12 protein-coding genes are annotated in these 14,651 nt (G+C 69.9%); 10 read left to right on the top strand and 2 right to left on the bottom strand.

All coding sequences use genetic code 11. The features are described from left to right. Nucleotides 1-29: 29 nt before the first annotated feature. Entirely contained in the window at nt 30-347 is a 318-nt protein-coding gene (locus AC3ARF_RS13190) for an RcnB family protein (RefSeq protein WP_498928635.1), read from the bottom strand. Nucleotides 348-625: 278 nt separating this feature from the next. On the opposite strand from AC3ARF_RS13190, the gene AC3ARF_RS13185 reads away from it, so the two are divergent. From AC3ARF_RS13185 to AC3ARF_RS13160, 6 genes are all read left to right on the top strand, one after another. Beyond that, nucleotides 626-1,801 (top strand): L,D-transpeptidase family protein, encoded by a 1,176-nt coding sequence (locus AC3ARF_RS13185; RefSeq protein ID WP_498928633.1) that lies wholly within the window; start codon nt 626-628, stop codon nt 1,799-1,801. A 62-nt stretch (nt 1,802-1,863) separates the two neighbouring features. Then, nucleotides 1,864-2,562: a M23 family metallopeptidase gene (locus AC3ARF_RS13180; protein WP_498931882.1), complete on the top strand. Its 699-nt coding sequence runs from the start codon at nt 1,864-1,866 to the stop codon at nt 2,560-2,562. A gap of 68 nt (nt 2,563-2,630) precedes the next feature. Beyond that, nucleotides 2,631-4,508 (top strand): ABCB family ABC transporter ATP-binding protein/permease, encoded by a 1,878-nt coding sequence (locus tag AC3ARF_RS13175; RefSeq protein WP_498928632.1) that lies wholly within the window; start codon nt 2,631-2,633, stop codon nt 4,506-4,508. Beyond that, on the top strand, nt 4,505-5,158 hold the full coding sequence (locus tag AC3ARF_RS13170; RefSeq protein ID WP_498928630.1) for a DsbA family oxidoreductase: 654 nt from the start codon (nt 4,505-4,507) through the stop codon (nt 5,156-5,158). The genes AC3ARF_RS13175 and AC3ARF_RS13170 overlap by 4 nt, the downstream gene beginning before the upstream one ends. A 200-nt stretch (nt 5,159-5,358) precedes the next feature. After that, nucleotides 5,359-8,322, top strand: coding sequence for a diguanylate cyclase (locus AC3ARF_RS13165; RefSeq protein WP_498928628.1), 2,964 nt, complete (start codon nt 5,359-5,361; stop codon nt 8,320-8,322). A 207-nt stretch (nt 8,323-8,529) separates the two neighbouring features. Then, the gene (locus AC3ARF_RS13160) at nt 8,530-8,739 is read left to right on the top strand and encodes a cold-shock protein (protein WP_498928626.1); all 210 of its coding nucleotides are present in this window, start codon (nt 8,530-8,532) and stop codon (nt 8,737-8,739) included. Between the two features lie 105 nt (nt 8,740-8,844). Here the strand turns inward: AC3ARF_RS13160 and AC3ARF_RS13155 are convergent, their stop codons facing one another. Further along, the gene (locus AC3ARF_RS13155; RefSeq protein ID WP_498928624.1) at nt 8,845-9,597 is read right to left on the bottom strand and encodes a GntR family transcriptional regulator; all 753 of its coding nucleotides are present in this window, start codon (nt 9,595-9,597) and stop codon (nt 8,845-8,847) included. A gap of 150 nt (nt 9,598-9,747) precedes the next feature. Here AC3ARF_RS13155 and zwf point away from each other — a divergent pair, with 150 nt between their 5' ends. Genes zwf through eda form a run of 4 tightly spaced genes read left to right on the top strand, consistent with a single transcriptional unit; the run spans nt 9,748 to nt 14,621 of the window. Then, complete coding sequence (gene zwf / locus AC3ARF_RS13150; RefSeq protein WP_498928621.1) at nt 9,748-11,259, top strand: glucose-6-phosphate dehydrogenase; 1,512 nt, start codon at nt 9,748-9,750, stop codon at nt 11,257-11,259. 19 nt (nt 11,260-11,278) lie between these two features. Next, nucleotides 11,279-12,103: a 6-phosphogluconolactonase gene (gene pgl, locus AC3ARF_RS13145; RefSeq protein WP_498928619.1), complete on the top strand. Its 825-nt coding sequence runs from the start codon at nt 11,279-11,281 to the stop codon at nt 12,101-12,103. A gap of 47 nt (nt 12,104-12,150) precedes the next feature. Beyond that, nucleotides 12,151-13,998, top strand: a complete 1,848-nt coding sequence (gene edd / locus AC3ARF_RS13140) for a phosphogluconate dehydratase (protein ID WP_498928617.1) — start codon at nt 12,151-12,153, stop codon at nt 13,996-13,998. Then, complete coding sequence (gene eda / locus AC3ARF_RS13135; RefSeq protein ID WP_498928615.1) at nt 13,995-14,621, top strand: bifunctional 4-hydroxy-2-oxoglutarate aldolase/2-dehydro-3-deoxy-phosphogluconate aldolase; 627 nt, start codon at nt 13,995-13,997, stop codon at nt 14,619-14,621. Before edd ends, eda begins: the two co-directional genes overlap by 4 nt. Nucleotides 14,622-14,651: the final 30 nt, after the last annotated feature.

Genomic DNA, 14,651 nt, shown 5'->3' with positions numbered 1-14,651 from the left:
TTCCGTGTTTCCGATGCGGTGTTCCGCACTCAGTGGTGCAGCAGGATGTCCGCGATGATGCCGGTGGCCACGGCCACCAGGATGTAACGACCGTCCGGGTGGCGCACCCAGCGGTGGCCGCGCGGCGGCGGGGCCAGGCGGTGCTCGTGGTAATCCACGTAGTAGCGGCTGTCGAGGTAATCACGCTCGATGTGGCCACCACGGCGGTATTCCTGCTTGTGCCAGCCCTTGTGCTTGCCCGGCGGGTGGCCGTGACCATGGCCATGGTCCTTCGGGCCGCCAGCGAAGGCTGCGGTCGAAGCGACGGTCAGGAAGGCGATCGATGCTGCGAGCAACAGGCGTTTCATGGTTCCCCCTTGGGTTCGGTCGTGCCGTTCGGGCTGATGGTACGGCCTCCCGCGGCCGGCACCAGTGTCCGGGCACCCCGGAGTCGATATTTGTTGACGGTGGTCGCCCTTCGAGGCTGAACACTTCAGCCGGCGTTGGGAAAAGGCCGTCGCGACTGTGACCGCGGTCGCCTTGCGGTCTAGCGCAAGGTTTTCCCAACCCGGTCTGAACACCCGGTGCGCCGATTCCCCGAATTTCACGCGTCGGCGGCGCCGCGGTCGCCAGCATCCAACCCACGATGACAACGGACGATAAGCACATGCGTGGATCGGGCAAGGTACTGGGTCGAGTGGTGGCAACGGTGCTGGGCATTGGCCTGTTGCCGGTGGCGGTGTACGTGGCCGCGCAATCCAATCCCACGGCACGCTCCGAGGATGCGCCCCCGGCGCCGCAACGCTCCGCAACCCCTCCTGCGGCGCAGGCAGCCCCGCCCACCCTGGGGTCGCCTCCGGTAGCGCAAACCACTGCTTCCCCCGCGGCAGACGCCCCACCGGCCTCCCCCCTGACCCCCGAAGAGGCCAAGCCGGCAACGCCGGTTCCGGCCCGCGAGTCCGCCGACGCCAAGGCGGGCGTGGCCCCCGACAGCCTGTTGCGAGCGCAGGTGCTGCTGGAGCGCGCGCATTTCTCCACCGGCGAAATCGACGGGGTCAGCGGTACCAATACCCGTCGCGCCATCGCCGCGTTCCAGCGCGCGCGTGGCATTCCCGATGACGGCGCGTTGAACGTCGCAACCTGGAGCGCGCTGAATGCCGACGCGGCGCCGGCCACCGTACTGTACACGCTATCGGGGGAGGACGTGGCCGGCCCGTTCGCGCCGGTGCCGTCGGACATGATGGAGAAGGCCAAGCTGCAGCGCCTGGGCTACGCGAACGTGACCGAGGCCCTGGCCGAGCGGTTCCGCGTGGCGCCGGCGTTGCTGCAGCGGTTGAACCCCGGCGTGGCCTTCGCTGCGGGCCAGGCCATCGTCGTCCCCAACGTGCTGGACATCGATCCGCTGGCCCAGGCCGCTTCGGTGGTGGTGGACCGCTCCGAGTCCTCCGTTGCCCTCGTGGATGCCGCAGGCAAGGTCTACGCACAGTTCCCGGCCTCCACCGGCAGCGAACATGACCCGCTGCCCGTGGGCGAGTGGAAAATCAACGGCGTCGCGCGTGACCCGACCTTCCACTACAACCCCAAACTGTTCTGGGACGCCGATCCGGCCCATGCAAAGGCCAAGATCGCCGCCGGCCCCAACAATCCGGTTGGCGTGGTCTGGATCGACCTGTCTAAGGAGCATTACGGCATCCACGGCACGCCGGAACCGTCGCGCATCGGCAAGACGCAGTCGCATGGCTGCATCCGTCTGACCAACTGGAGCGCGCAGGAGGTGGCCGCCGCGGTGGCGGCGGGCACGCCGGCGCGGCTGCAGGAATGATCTCCGCACGCCGGGCTGACGGGACGCCACGGGCGGCTGGGCGCGCCCTGCAGGAGGGCCTGATCAAGGGCGCACTGCTGTTCCTGGCGGGCCTGTTCGCAGGAGCGAACCTGTTGTATTTCGTGCTTTCGCGCCAGCCCGCCGGTCCGGCGGCATCGCGGCCGGACGCGACCCCCCAGGCCACAGAGGCATCGGCCCCCGCATCGCGGTCGTCGTCGGAAGTTCCGAGCTCGGCGGAAGCGACCACCAGTGGCGCAGGCAAGTCCGCGACCCGGGTGCCGCCGCCTTCGATTCCGGGTACGCGGCCAGGGCCCGCCGGGGTCGCCGGCCTGCAGCCCCTGCTCATCCCCGTGCAAGGCGTGGGGGCCGCGCAGTTGCAGGACACGTTCACCGACTCCCGCGCCCAAGGCCGCAGCCACGAGGCGATCGACATCATGGCCCCGGCAGGCACGCCAGTACTGGCGGTGGCCGACGGCACGGTCGAGAAGCTGTTCACCAGTGACGCCGGTGGCCTGACCGTGTACCAGTTCGAGCCTTCCGGCCGCTATGCCTATTACTACGCCCACCTGCAGGGCTATGCCCCCGGGATGGCGGAGAAGCAGGCGCTGCGGCGCGGTGACGTGATCGGCTACGTGGGCAGCACCGGCAACGCCAACCCGGTGGCGCCGCACCTGCATTTCGCCGTGTTCGAGTTGGGCCCTGAGCGCCGCTGGTGGCAGGGGACGGCGATCAATCCCTACCCGCTGTTGCATCGGCCGTAACTGCCTCAGCGGGATGGCCGCCCGCCTCGGCACTTGGAAATCCGCGCAATGGGCGCAACATCGTGCGGATGACCAACCCACCCCGTCCTCCTGCCGCCGACGAGACCCCGCCGGCGGCCGACGTCGTCCCCGTGGCCAAGGCCGCAAGCGCCCGCAGCGAGTGGCAGGTGCTGCGCGAGCTGCTGCCGTTCCTCAAGCCGTTCACCGGGCGCATCGCGCTGGCGCTGGCCTTGGTGGTGGTGGCCAAGCTGTCCAACCTCGCCGTACCGCTGGTACTCAAGCAACTGGTGGACAGCCTCGGCGTGGAGCCATCGCTGCTGGTGATGCCCGTGGCGTTGCTGGTGGCCTACGGCGCCTCGCGGGTGTCGGTCACGCTGTTCACCGAGCTGCGCCAGGTGGTGTTCGCGCGGGTGATGGCACGGGTATCGCGCCGGGTCACGCTGCAGGTGTTCCGCCACCTGCATGCGCTTTCCCTGCGTTTCCACCTGTCGCGGCGCACCGGCGGCGTGGCCCGCGACGTGGAACGCGGTGGGACCGGCATCACCGACCTGCTCGACTGGACCGTCTACACCATCCTGCCCACGCTGCTGGAAGTGGTGCTGGTCACCACGCTGCTGGCGGTGGCCTACGACGCCGGCTTTGCGGTGATCGTGCTGCTGACGCTGGCGGCGTACGCGACCTTCACCTTTGCCGTCACCGACTGGCGCACGCGCTATTACCGTGCCTCGGTGGAGGCCGACACCCGCGCCAACGAGCGCGCGGTGGATTCGCTGCTCAACTACGAGACGGTGAAGTATTTCGGCAACGAGGAACACGAGGCGCGCCGCTACGACGCCAACCTGGTGCACCTGGAAGAGGCGCAGGTGATGGCGCGCAAGACGCTGGCCGTGCTCAACCTGGGCCAGACCGCCATCGTTGCCGTGGGCGTGACCGCGATGATGTGGCGCGCCTCGGCGGGCGTGGTGGCCGGCAGCATGACCGTCGGCGACCTGGTGGCGGTCAACGCCTTCCTGCTGCAGCTGTCCGCGCCGCTGAACCTGCTGGGCATGATGTACCGCGAGATCAAGCAGGCGTTCACCAACCTGGAGCGCCTGTTCGGCCTGCTGGACGAGCGCCAGGACGTGCAGGACCGGGACGGTGCCCTCCCGCTGCGCACCCATCGTCCGCGCGTCGCCTTCGAACACGTCGGCTTCGGCTACGACCCGCGCCGGCAGATCCTGCGCGACGTCAGTTTCGAGATCCCGCCCGGCGGCACCGTCGCTGTGGTCGGCCACTCCGGCTCGGGCAAGTCGACGCTCGCGCGCCTGCTGTACCGCTTCTACGACGTGGACAGCGGCGGCATCACCATCACCGATGACGCCGGCATGGCGCGCGACGTCCGCGATTACACGCAGGGCAGCGTGCGCGGGGCGATCGGAATCGTTCCGCAGGACACGGTGCTGTTCAACGACACCATCTACTACAACATCCTCTACGGCCGGCCCGAAGCTACCCGCGAGGACGTCGAGCAGGTGGCCCGCGCGGCGCACATCCACGACCTGATCGTGTCGCTGCCGGACGGCTACGACACCGAGGTCGGCGAGCGCGGGCTGAAGCTGTCCGGCGGCGAGAAACAGCGCGTGGCGATCGCGCGCGCGCTGCTGAAGAACCCCGCGGTGCTGATCTTCGACGAGGCCACGTCAGCGCTGGACTCCAAATCGGAGAAGGCGATCCAGGCCGAGCTCGACCGCATCGCGGTGGGCCGCACCACGCTGGTGATCGCCCATCGCCTGTCCACGGTGATGGATGCCGACGAGATCCTGGTGATGGACGCGGGCTGCATCATCGAGCGCGGCACCCATGCGCAGTTGCTCGCGCGCGGCAGCCAATACGCCCAGATGTGGCGACTGCAGCAGGAGCAGGCTGCCGACGCCCACCACCCATCCGCATCGGAGACCACCCCATGAGCGACACGCCGACCGTCCGCATCGACTTCGTCTCCGACGTGGCCTGTCCGTGGTGTGCGGTGGGGCTCAACGCCCTGGAGCAGGCCATCGCCAGCCTCGACGGCGCGGTCCAGGTCGAGCTGCGATTCCAACCGTTCGAGCTGAACCCGCAGATGGCGGCCGGCGGCGAGGACGCCGACGAGCACCTGGCGCGCAAGTACGGTCTGGACGCCGCGCAACTCGCGCAGAATCGGGAAGTGTTGCGCCAGCGTGGCGCCGAGGTGGGCTTCGCCTTCGGGCGGCGCGAGCGCGTGGTCAACACCTTCGACGCGCACCGCTTGCTGCACTGGGCCGGCGAACAGTCGCCGGGGCTGCAGCGTGCGCTGAAACATGCGTTGTTGCGCGCGTATTTCAGCGAAGGGCGCGATGTGTCGGACGCAGCGGTGCTGGTCGACGTGGCCGTTTCGGTCGGGCTGGACCCGGCACGGGCCGCGGAAATCCTGGCCTCGAACGCCTTTGTGGCGCAGGTCCGCGACCAGGAGCAGGTGTACCAGGCGCGGGGCATTCGCGCGGTGCCGTCGGTAATCCTCAACGACCGCCACCTGATCCAGGGTGGGCAGCCGCCCGAACTGTTCGCACGCGCACTGCGGCAGGTGGCCGGCATCGGTTGAGCCCGGTCCGGACCAAGCGTGATGCTGGTCACCGTCTGGACGTCTGCCCCGGCCGTTGGGTCGGCCAGCAGTTGCGCGGGGCGCGGGTTTTGGTCAGGGTGACCTTACCCGTTGGGGGCGGGTAAAAGGGGACACGGACGCCTCCCCCTGTTCGTTGGTCTGTCCCGGCCCATGGTGCCCGGGGTGATAGGGGGCGTCTGGTGTCGAGTCGGTTGGTGCATACGCTGCTGTGCCTGTTGATGTTGCTGGGCTGGAGCGACAGCGCCTGCGCGTCGGCGGCCGCGCCGATGGTATCGGGCCTGCCCGGTGGCCTGGCAGGCGTGCCCATGACCCGGCAGTTCTCCGCCGAGGACTTCGGCGCATCGCCGCAACACCTTGCGCTCTCCACGGATGCCGACGGCCGCCTGCTGGTCGGCAACGTCGACGGCCTGCTGCGCTTCGACGGCGAGACCTGGCGGCTGTTCGAGCTGCCCACCCGTTCGCCGGTGCGCTCGATTGGCGTCGGCGCCGACCGCCGGCTCTACCTCGGCAGCTACGACACCTTCGGCTGGATGGAGCCCGACGGTGACGGTGGCCTGGTGTACCGCGAGCTGCTGGACGCCGCCGGGCTGCGCGGTGAAGCACGCCGCGTTGGCGTGGTGTGGGACGTGTTGCCCGCACCCTCGGGCGTTTATTTCCGCAGCGACCACGCGCTGCACTTTGTCCCCTACCGTGGCGAGCGCGCGCGCAACTGGCCCCTGCCGGACAACGCGCGCGGCTTTTTTGTCGACGGTGACGCGCTCTTTGCCCGGGTGGAGGGGCAGGGTTTCTCCCGGTTCGTGGAAGGCCGCTTCGTGCCCGAGCCGGGGGCCGCGGTGTTCGCGCACCGCGGGTTGCCCGCGGTGTTCCCGCGCCGCGACTGGCGCCTGCTGCTGGGCGTGGACGGCTTCTACCGCGGCGATCGCAACGGCATCACCCGGATCGCGGGCGACGCGGGCGCGGCGTTTGCCGGCACCGGCGCATACACCGCCGTGGAACTGGATGATGGCAGCCTGGTGGTCGGCACCCACAGCGGCGAACTGTTCCGCTACGACAGTGACCTGAAACTGCGCCAGCGCATGCGCCTGGGGAGCTACGGCGTGCAGGCGCTGGGTACCGACGGCGAGGACGGGCTGTGGGTCGCCACCGAGGTGGGCCTGCATCGGCTGTCCATGCCGTCGCCGTGGTCGGTGGTCGGCAGCGCCCAGGGCGTGCAGGGCCGGATCTTCGATTTCGAATGGTTTGACGACGCGTTGTGGCTGGCCACGTCCCGCGGCATCGCGCGGCTGCAGCTCGATGCCGCCGGCAACCACCGCTACGAGGCCAAGGACTGGGTCGCGTACGAGGCCAACAGCCTGGTGGCCACCTCGCGCGACCTGCTGGTCGGCCATCGCGACGGCTTGCTTGTGTTCCGCCGTGGCGCCAGCCGGCCCACCACGCTGCTCGGGGCTGACGGCGGCGTCTATGCGGTGGTGCAATCGCAGCACGATCCGGGGCTGGTCTTCGCATTTTCCGAGCGCACGCTGCACCTGTTGCGCGAAATCGACGGACGCTGGGTGGTGTGGCGGCAGTTTCCCACTGACGGCATCAGCACCTGGGGCGTGGAAGAGTCCGCTCGCGGCGAGTTGTGGTTTGGCGACACCCGCGGTTACCCACAGCGTTGGCGCCTGGATGTGGACGCCGGCACCCTGCGGGACAAGACGGTGTTCGGCCGCGCGCAGGGCCTGCTGGGGGATGTCACCGAGGGCAGCAACATCTACCTGCTCGACGGCCGCGTGCACACCGTGGTGGGCGGGCAGGGCTACCGCTTCGATGGAAGGCGCTTCGTCGCGGACGCGGGCGCTCCGTTCTCGCTGGTCGACCGCCCCAAGGAACTCACCGTGCGCGAGACGCCGATGGGCGCGTACGCGTACACCGCACGCCAGCTCTGGCACCGGGCCCGGCGCAACGGCCCTTGGACGCAGATCCATCTCAGCCCGGACACGGCCGGGGGCTACGGCATGCTGCGGGTCAACGCCGACGGGGCGCTGCGCATCTCCACGTGGAAGGGGTTGGTGCAATACGACCCCACCGAGCACACCTCGGTGCGCCAGCCGCTGCGCGTGGTCATCGAGAGCATCAGCGCGCGGCGGGCGCGTACCGGGCCTGCCCCGGGCGTGGCGGTGGCCGCCGAAGCGCTGCCGACGGCGTCGCTGCCCGTGCCGAAGCCGGGCCAGGTGCTGGACGTGGCGGCAGGCAACAGCCTCAACCTGCGCTTCTCGATGGTGAGCATGGAGTCGGGCGCGCAGTTCCGCTACCGGGTGCACGGGGTCTCGCCCGACTGGAGCAGCTGGAACAACGCCGTGCTGGTGGTGCGGCCGTTGCCCCCCGGCCTGTACCGGGTGGACGTGGAAGGCCGTACCCGCGCCGGCCGCGCGGGCGAGCCACTGACCCTGGAGTTCCGCGTCCTGCCGTTCTGGTACGAGACCTGGTGGGCCCGGCTGCTGGGATTGATCACGGTGGTGCTGGCCGGCACCGCCCTGGTGTTCGCGCTGATTCGCATGCGCACCCGCCAATACCTGGCGACCAACCGCGAGCTCGAACAGCGCATCGCCGAACGCACCCACGCGCTGGAGGACGCCAACCGCCAGCTGACCGAACTGGCCACCGAGGATCCGCTGACGGGCATTGCAAACCGCCGGGTGCTGGAAACCGGCCTGCGCCGCGAATGGAACCGCTGCATGGACAACGGCCAGCCGCTCTCGGCGCTGATGATCGACGTGGATCATTTCAAGAAGTTCAACGATGACCACGGCCACCTGGAGGGCGACCACACCCTGCGCCAGGTGGCCGAGCTGCTCCACGCCCACCATGACGAGGAGCGGGAGTTGCTGGCCCGCTATGGCGGTGAGGAATTCGCCCTGCTGCTCCCCGGGGTCGATGCCGAACACGCCCGCCAGCGTGCCGAGGCACTGCGCGCCACGGTGGCCGCCTCGTCGCTGGGAGTCACGGTCAGCGTGGGCGTGGCCGGGTTTGTCCCCGACCGCAATGGCGCGCGCGACCGCCTGCTGCGCTGCGCCGATAACGCGCTGTACCGGGCCAAGCGGGCCGGCCGCAACCGGGTCGAAGTGGACCCGGACGGACCGCCGGGAGGGGGTTCTGGCTGAATGGGGGGTGCCGATCGTCGGCCGGAGCGTTGCATTTCCGTCCCGGCCGGCCTACTGTGCGCTTGCTGTGTTCGCCAAGGGTCACCCGAAACGTGGCCCGATGCGGTTGATCCACCGATCCGCTACATCGTTGCACTCGCTTCTCCTTGCAACCAGCTCCAACACCGCGCAAGCGGCTTTCAAAATTCGTTCCAAGGAAAAGTAAAGATGTCCAATCGTGAAAACGGTACCGTCAAGTGGTTCAACGACGCCAAGGGCTTCGGCTTCATCAGCCGTGAAAATGGCGAAGACGTGTTCGTGCACTTCCGCGCCATCCAGTCGCAGGGCTTCAAGAGCCTGCAGGAAGGCCAGAAGGTGAGCTTCGTCGTGACCCAGGGCCAGAAGGGCCTGCAGGCCGACCAGGTGCAGCCGCTGTAATAGGCGCGCCGTAGACCGCTGCAAGGCGGTCGACACCGAAAAAGAAACCCGGCTTCGGCCGGGTTTTTTTTCGCCCGGAATCCGGGTCCATTGCGAACCGTCGGATCAGGCGGCGGGCTCGCTGTGCAGTTCGGCGACGAAGTCATAGGCGTCGCCGCGGTAGAACGAACGGGTGAATTCCACCACGCGGCCGTCCTCCAGGAACGTGCGGCGCTCGATGAACAGCCCGGGGCTGCCTTCGGGCAACTGCAGCAGCCGCGCCTGCTCGGCGTCGAACGCGATCGCCCGCAGGCGCTGCAGCGCACGCGCCGGGCGGATGCCCTGCGCCGCGAATGCCTCGTACAGAGAATTCTCGATCAGCGCCGGGTCGGCGAGCACCGACTGCGGCACCACGGTGCGCTCCAGCGCCAGGGCCTGGTCGCCCGCGGTGCGCACGCGGTAATAGCGCAGCACCTGCGCGCCCGGCGACAGGTTGAGCGCCATCGCTTCCTCGGGCGTGACCTCGCCCACGCCCCGCTCGAGGAACCGCGAGCGCGGATCCAGGCCGCGCGCGCGCAGGTCGTCGGTGAAGCTGGTCAACTTGGAAAAGGATTTGACGATGCGTTCGGCGACGAAGTTGCCGGCGCCCTGGCGCTGGACCACCAGCCCGTCGCCCACCAGTCCCGCGATGGCCTTGCGCACCGTCACCCGTGACAGGCCCAGTTGCTTGCCCAGTTCGCGCTCGCCGGGCAGGGCCTGGCCGGCGGGCAGTTCGCCGTTCTCGATGGCGTGCTGCAGCGCCCGCCGCAGGTGCTGGTAGGCCGGCGCCCGACGGGTGGCCTGCTGGCGGTGGAACTCGCTGGCGAGATAGTGCTCCATGCCTGAACAATACCAGTGGCTTACCAGTCGCGACAAGGCGCGCGGCGCCAAGCCATTGAAAGTACGGGTAGATGCCACGGGTTCTTCTTAGTGGTATCTAACTGGTATCCGATCTGTTATGGTCACTCGCATGTCCGCCCGAGCCTGTCCATGAGCGCCACCTCCCCGGTATCGCGTCCGAACCCTGCCGGCCACGCCGCCCCCCTCCCGCCGTTTGACCTGGTGATCTTCGGAGGCACCGGCGACCTGGCCCTGCGCAAGTTGCTGCCGGCGCTGTTCCACCGCTACCTCGACGGGCAGATCGTCGATGGCAGCCGCATCGTCGCCATCGCCCGCGACACGCGCACCGATGACGAGTACCGCACCCGCGTGCGCGAAGCGCTGGCCAAGGCGACGGCCGAAGACCCGCGTGGCGCCGACGTGCTGGACCGCTTCCTCGCCCTGCTCAGCTACCGCCGCCTCGACCTGGGCGACGATGCCGGCTGGCCCGCGTTCGCCGACGAGCTTGCCGGCGCGGAGCGCGTGCGCGTGTTCTACCTCGCGGTGGGGCCGGACCTGTTCGCGGTGGTGGCCGACCGGCTGCACGCCCACGGCCTGATCGACCCGCGCACCCGCGTGGTGGTGGAGAAGCCGCTGGGCCATGACGGGCAAAGCGCCAACGCCATCAACGACGCGCTGGGCCGCGTGTTCGACGAGACCCAGATCTACCGCATCGACCACTACCTCGGTAAGGAAACGGTGCAGAACCTGACCGCGCTGCGCTTCGGCAACGCGCTGTTCGAGCCGCTGTGGAAGGCCGAGCACATCGACCACGTGCAGATCAGCGCGGCCGAGACGGTGGGCGTGGAAGGCCGCGCCGCCTACTACGACCGCTCCGGCGCGCTGCGCGACATGGTCCAGAACCACCTGCTGCAGCTGCTGTGCCTGGTGGCGATGGAGCCACCGGCCTCGCTGTCGGCCGACGACATCCGCGACGCCAAGCTCAAGGTGCTGCGCGCGCTGCGGCCGATCACCGCCGACAACGCCGCGCAGCTGACCGTGCGCGGCCAGTACCGCGCCGGCGCCGCCGAAGGCCGCGCGGTTCCGGGCTACGCCGAGGAGCTCGGCGCCGCGTCCGATACCGAAACCTTTGTCGCTCTCAAGGCCGAGGTGCGCAACTGGCGCTGGGCCGGCGTGCCGTTCTACCTGCGCACCGGCAAGCGCCTGCCCGAGCGCTCGTCGGAGATCGTGGTGACCTTCCGCAAGGTGCCGCATTCGATCTTCGACGAAGGCGAGGGCGGCGCCCGGCTGGCGCCGAACAAGCTGGTGCTGCGCCTGCAGCCCGACGAAGGCGTGACCCTGTGGCTGATGAACAAGGTGCCCGGCCCCGGCGGGCTGCGCCTGCGCCACGTGCCGATGGACCTGAGCTTCGCCGAGGCCTTCGGCGGACGCCAGGCCGATGCCTACGAGCGCCTGCTGGGCGACGTGGTGCGCGGCAACCAGATGCTGTTCATGCGTCGCGACGAGGTCGAGGCGGCGTGGCAGTGGATCGATCCGATCCGCGCCGCGTGGCAGGCCGCGCACGAGGCGCCCAAGCCGTACACCGCCGGCACCTGGGGCCCGAGCGCCGCCGTCGCGCTGATCGAGCGCGACGGACGCACGTGGCACGAGGACGCCGGTTGAGTACGGACGAGATCCCCGCATGAACGTCGCCCTCGCCACCGCGAACAGCGTCACCTCCACCGGTTCCACCGCCAACGTGACCCACATCCGAACCCGCATGCCCCTGTCAGAAGCCACCGCCATGCCCGTCATCGACATCCCGCACGTGCGCGCCCGCGACTGCGCCGACGCCGCATCGCTGGCCGAAGCGCTGGCCATCGCGGTCGCCGCCGACCTGCGCCGCGCCATCGTCCAGCGGGGCGCGGCGACGATCGCGCTGGCAGGCGGCAATACCCCCCGCCGCTTCCTGCAGGCGTTGTCGCGACAGCCGCTGGATTGGTCCAGGGTGCGTGTGCTGCCGGTGGACGAGCGCTGGGTGCCCAACACCGATCCGCGTTCCAACGAGCGCCTGCTGCGCGAACACCTGCTGCAGGGCGTGGCGGCGGCCGCGCAACTGGTGCCGCTGTACCGTCCCGTCGAGACGCCGGAAGCAGCGCTGCAGTCGGTGATGGCCGACATCGCCCACCGCGCGTTGCCACTGGACGTGGCGGTGCTCGGCATGGGCGAGGACGGCCACGTCGCCTCGTTGTTCCCCGACCTGGTGCGCCGCGACGTCGGGCTGTCGCCCACGGGCCGCGCGCCGCTGCTGGCGATCCGCACCGCCGCCGCGCCGGAGCCGCGCCTCACCTTGACGCTCAGCGCGATATTCACGGCGTCCGCGCTGTACCTGCACATCGAAGGCATCGCCAAGCGCCGTGTGCTGGCCGATGCGCTGGCCGAGGGCGTCAATCCCGGCACCGCGCTGCCGGTGCATGCTTTCGTGACCGGCGCGCCGACGCCGCCTGCGCTGTTCTGGTGCCCGTGAGCCGTCCTGGCCGCGCCATGGCGACGAGCCTTCTGGAGTAAACCCGCATGTCCGTCCCGCTGAATCCTGTCATCGCCGAGGTCACGCGTCGCATCGTCGAACGCAGCCGCGATCGTCGCGCCGCCTACCTCGCGCGCATTGATGCCGCCTCCGGCCCACGCGCGCACCGCACGCAGTTGTCGTGCGGCAACCTGGCGCACGGCTTCGCCGCCTGCAGCACAGGCGACAAGGCGCTGCTGCGCGGCGGCGTGGCACCCAACCTGGGCATCGTCACCGCGTACAACGACATGCTTTCGGCGCACCAGCCGTTCGAGCAGTTCCCATTTCTGATCCGCAACGCCGCGCGCGAGGCGGGCGCCACCGCGCAGGTGGCCGGTGGCGTGCCGGCGATGTGCGACGGCGTGACCCAGGGGCAGGCGGGCATGGAGCTGTCGCTGTTCTCGCGCGACGTGATCGCCATGTCGACCGCGGTGGCGTTGTCGCACGACATGTTCGATGCCGCGCTGTACCTGGGTGTGTGCGACAAGATCGTGCCGGGTCTGCTGATCGGCGCGTTGAGCTTCGGCCACCTGCCCGCAGTGTTCGTCCCGGCCGGGCCGATGACCTCCGGGCTGCCCAACGACGAGAAGTCACGCGTGCGCCAGCGCTACGCCGAGGGCAAGGCCACGCGCGAGGAACTGCTGGAGGCCGAGGCGCAGAGCTACCACGCACCTGGCACCTGCACGTTCTACGGCACGGCCAATTCCAACCAGATGCTGATGGAGCTGATGGGCCTGCACCTGCCGGGCGCCAGCTTCGTCAACCCCAACACGTCGCTGCGCAATGCGTTGACCACCGCGGCGACCCAGCGCGCGGCGCAGATCACCGCCTTGGGCGAGGACTTCCGCCCCATCGGCCGTATCGTCGACGAGCGTGCCATCGTCAACGGCGTGATCGGCCTGCACGCCACGGGCGGTTCGACCAACCACCTGCTGCACCTGATCGCTATCGCGGCGGCGGCGGGCATCGACCTGCGGCTGGAGGATTTCGACGACCTGTCGTCGGTGGTGCCGCTGCTGGCGCGTGTGTACCCCAACGGCTCTGCGGACGTGAACCATTTCCACGCGGCCGGTGGCCTGGCGTTCCTGATCGGCGAGCTGCTTGACCACGGCCTGCTGCACGGCGACGTGGAGACGATCGCAGGCCGGGGACTTGCGCGTTACCGGGTGGAGGCGCGTCTGGACGAGGGGCGCCAGCTGGCCTACGTGCCCTCCACGACGCACAGCGGTGACAGCGATGTGCTGCGCCCGGCCGACACCCCGTTTCGCGCTGACGGGGGGCTGCGCGTGCTGCGCGGCGCGCTGGGCACCGCGGCGATCAAGGTCTCGGCGGTGCCAGAGGAGCGCTGGGTGGTCGAGGCGCCATGCCGCGTGTTCACCGAACAGCACGATGTGCGTGAGGCGTTTGAACGCGGCGAACTGGACCGCGACGTGGTGGTGGTGGTGCGCTTCCAGGGTCCACGGGCCAACGGCATGCCCGAGTTGCATCAGCTGACCCCGGCGCTGGGCGTGCTGCAGAAGCGCGGCCACCGCGTGGCGTTGCTCACCGACGGGCGCATGTCGGGCGCGTCGGGGCAGGTGCCGGCGGCGATCCATCTGACGCCGGAAGCGGCGTGCGGAGGGCCGATCGCGCGCCTGCGCGACGGCGACGTGGTGCGCGTGGACGCGCGCAACGGCACGTTGTCCGTGCAGGTGCCCGAGGCCGAATGGGCGGTACGTGCGCCCGCCACCCTGGATCGCAACGCCAGCCACGTCGGCCTCGGTCGCGAACTGTTCGAAGTGTTCCGTCGCGCCGTGAGCCCGGCCGACGCGGGCGCCAGTGTGTTCAACCTGGCCCCCAGCGGAGAGATCGCGTGATTTCACTTCGGCAAGTCCTGCAACTGGCCCCGGTGATGCCGGTAGTGGTGATCGATGACGTGCGCCACGCGGTGCCGCTGGCGCGCGCGCTGGTCGCAGGTGGCATCCCTGCCATCGAAGTCACCCTGCGCACCGACGCGGCGCTGGAGGCGGTGCGCGCCATCGCCGCCGAGGTGCCGGATGCGGTGGTCGGCGTGGGCACGGTGCGGCGTCCGGCGGACTTCGCCGCGGCACTGGCGGCTGGCGCGCGCTTCGCCGTGTCGCCGGGTTCCAGTCCTGACCTGCTGGCCGCAGCGCGGGACACGGCGTTGCCTTGGCTCCCGGGCGCAGCCACCGCCAGCGAGGCGATGGCGTTGGCCGAGCGTGGGTACCTGCAGCAGAAGTTCTTCCCGGCCGAAGCGGCAGGTGGCACCCGCGCGCTGCGGGCGCTGAAGGGTCCGTTGCCGGACATCCGCTTCTGCGCCACCGGCGGGATCACCCCGGGCAACGCCGCCGAATACCTGGCCGTGCCCAACGTGGCCTGCGTGGGCGGTTCGTGGTTGACGCCCGCGAAGCTGCTGCAGGCCGGCGATTGGGCGGCGATCGAGGCGCTGGCACGCGACGCGGCGGCACTGGGCGGCTAAGCCGCACTATGCTGGCCAGCCGCTTTCGCG

The sequence above is a fragment of the Lysobacter sp. KACC 24251 genome, from assembly GCF_057747755.1.
This window is presented reverse-complemented; position numbering and strand designations above follow the sequence as displayed.

Coding starts and splice junctions, on each gene's coding strand:
- AC3ARF_RS13190 (WP_498928635.1), bottom strand. CDS start 347: ATGAAACGCCTGTTGCTCGCAGCATCGATCGCCTTCCTGACCGTCGCT.
- AC3ARF_RS13185 (WP_498928633.1), top strand. CDS start 626: ATGACAACGGACGATAAGCACATGCGTGGATCGGGCAAGGTACTGGGT.
- AC3ARF_RS13175 (WP_498928632.1), top strand. CDS start 2,631: ATGACCAACCCACCCCGTCCTCCTGCCGCCGACGAGACCCCGCCGGCG.
- AC3ARF_RS13170 (WP_498928630.1), top strand. CDS start 4,505: ATGAGCGACACGCCGACCGTCCGCATCGACTTCGTCTCCGACGTGGCC.
- AC3ARF_RS13160 (WP_498928626.1), top strand. CDS start 8,530: ATGTCCAATCGTGAAAACGGTACCGTCAAGTGGTTCAACGACGCCAAG.
- AC3ARF_RS13155 (WP_498928624.1), bottom strand. CDS start 9,597: ATGGAGCACTATCTCGCCAGCGAGTTCCACCGCCAGCAGGCCACCCGT.
- zwf (WP_498928621.1), top strand. CDS start 9,748: ATGAGCGCCACCTCCCCGGTATCGCGTCCGAACCCTGCCGGCCACGCC.
- pgl (WP_498928619.1), top strand. CDS start 11,279: ATGAACGTCGCCCTCGCCACCGCGAACAGCGTCACCTCCACCGGTTCC.
- edd (WP_498928617.1), top strand. CDS start 12,151: ATGTCCGTCCCGCTGAATCCTGTCATCGCCGAGGTCACGCGTCGCATC.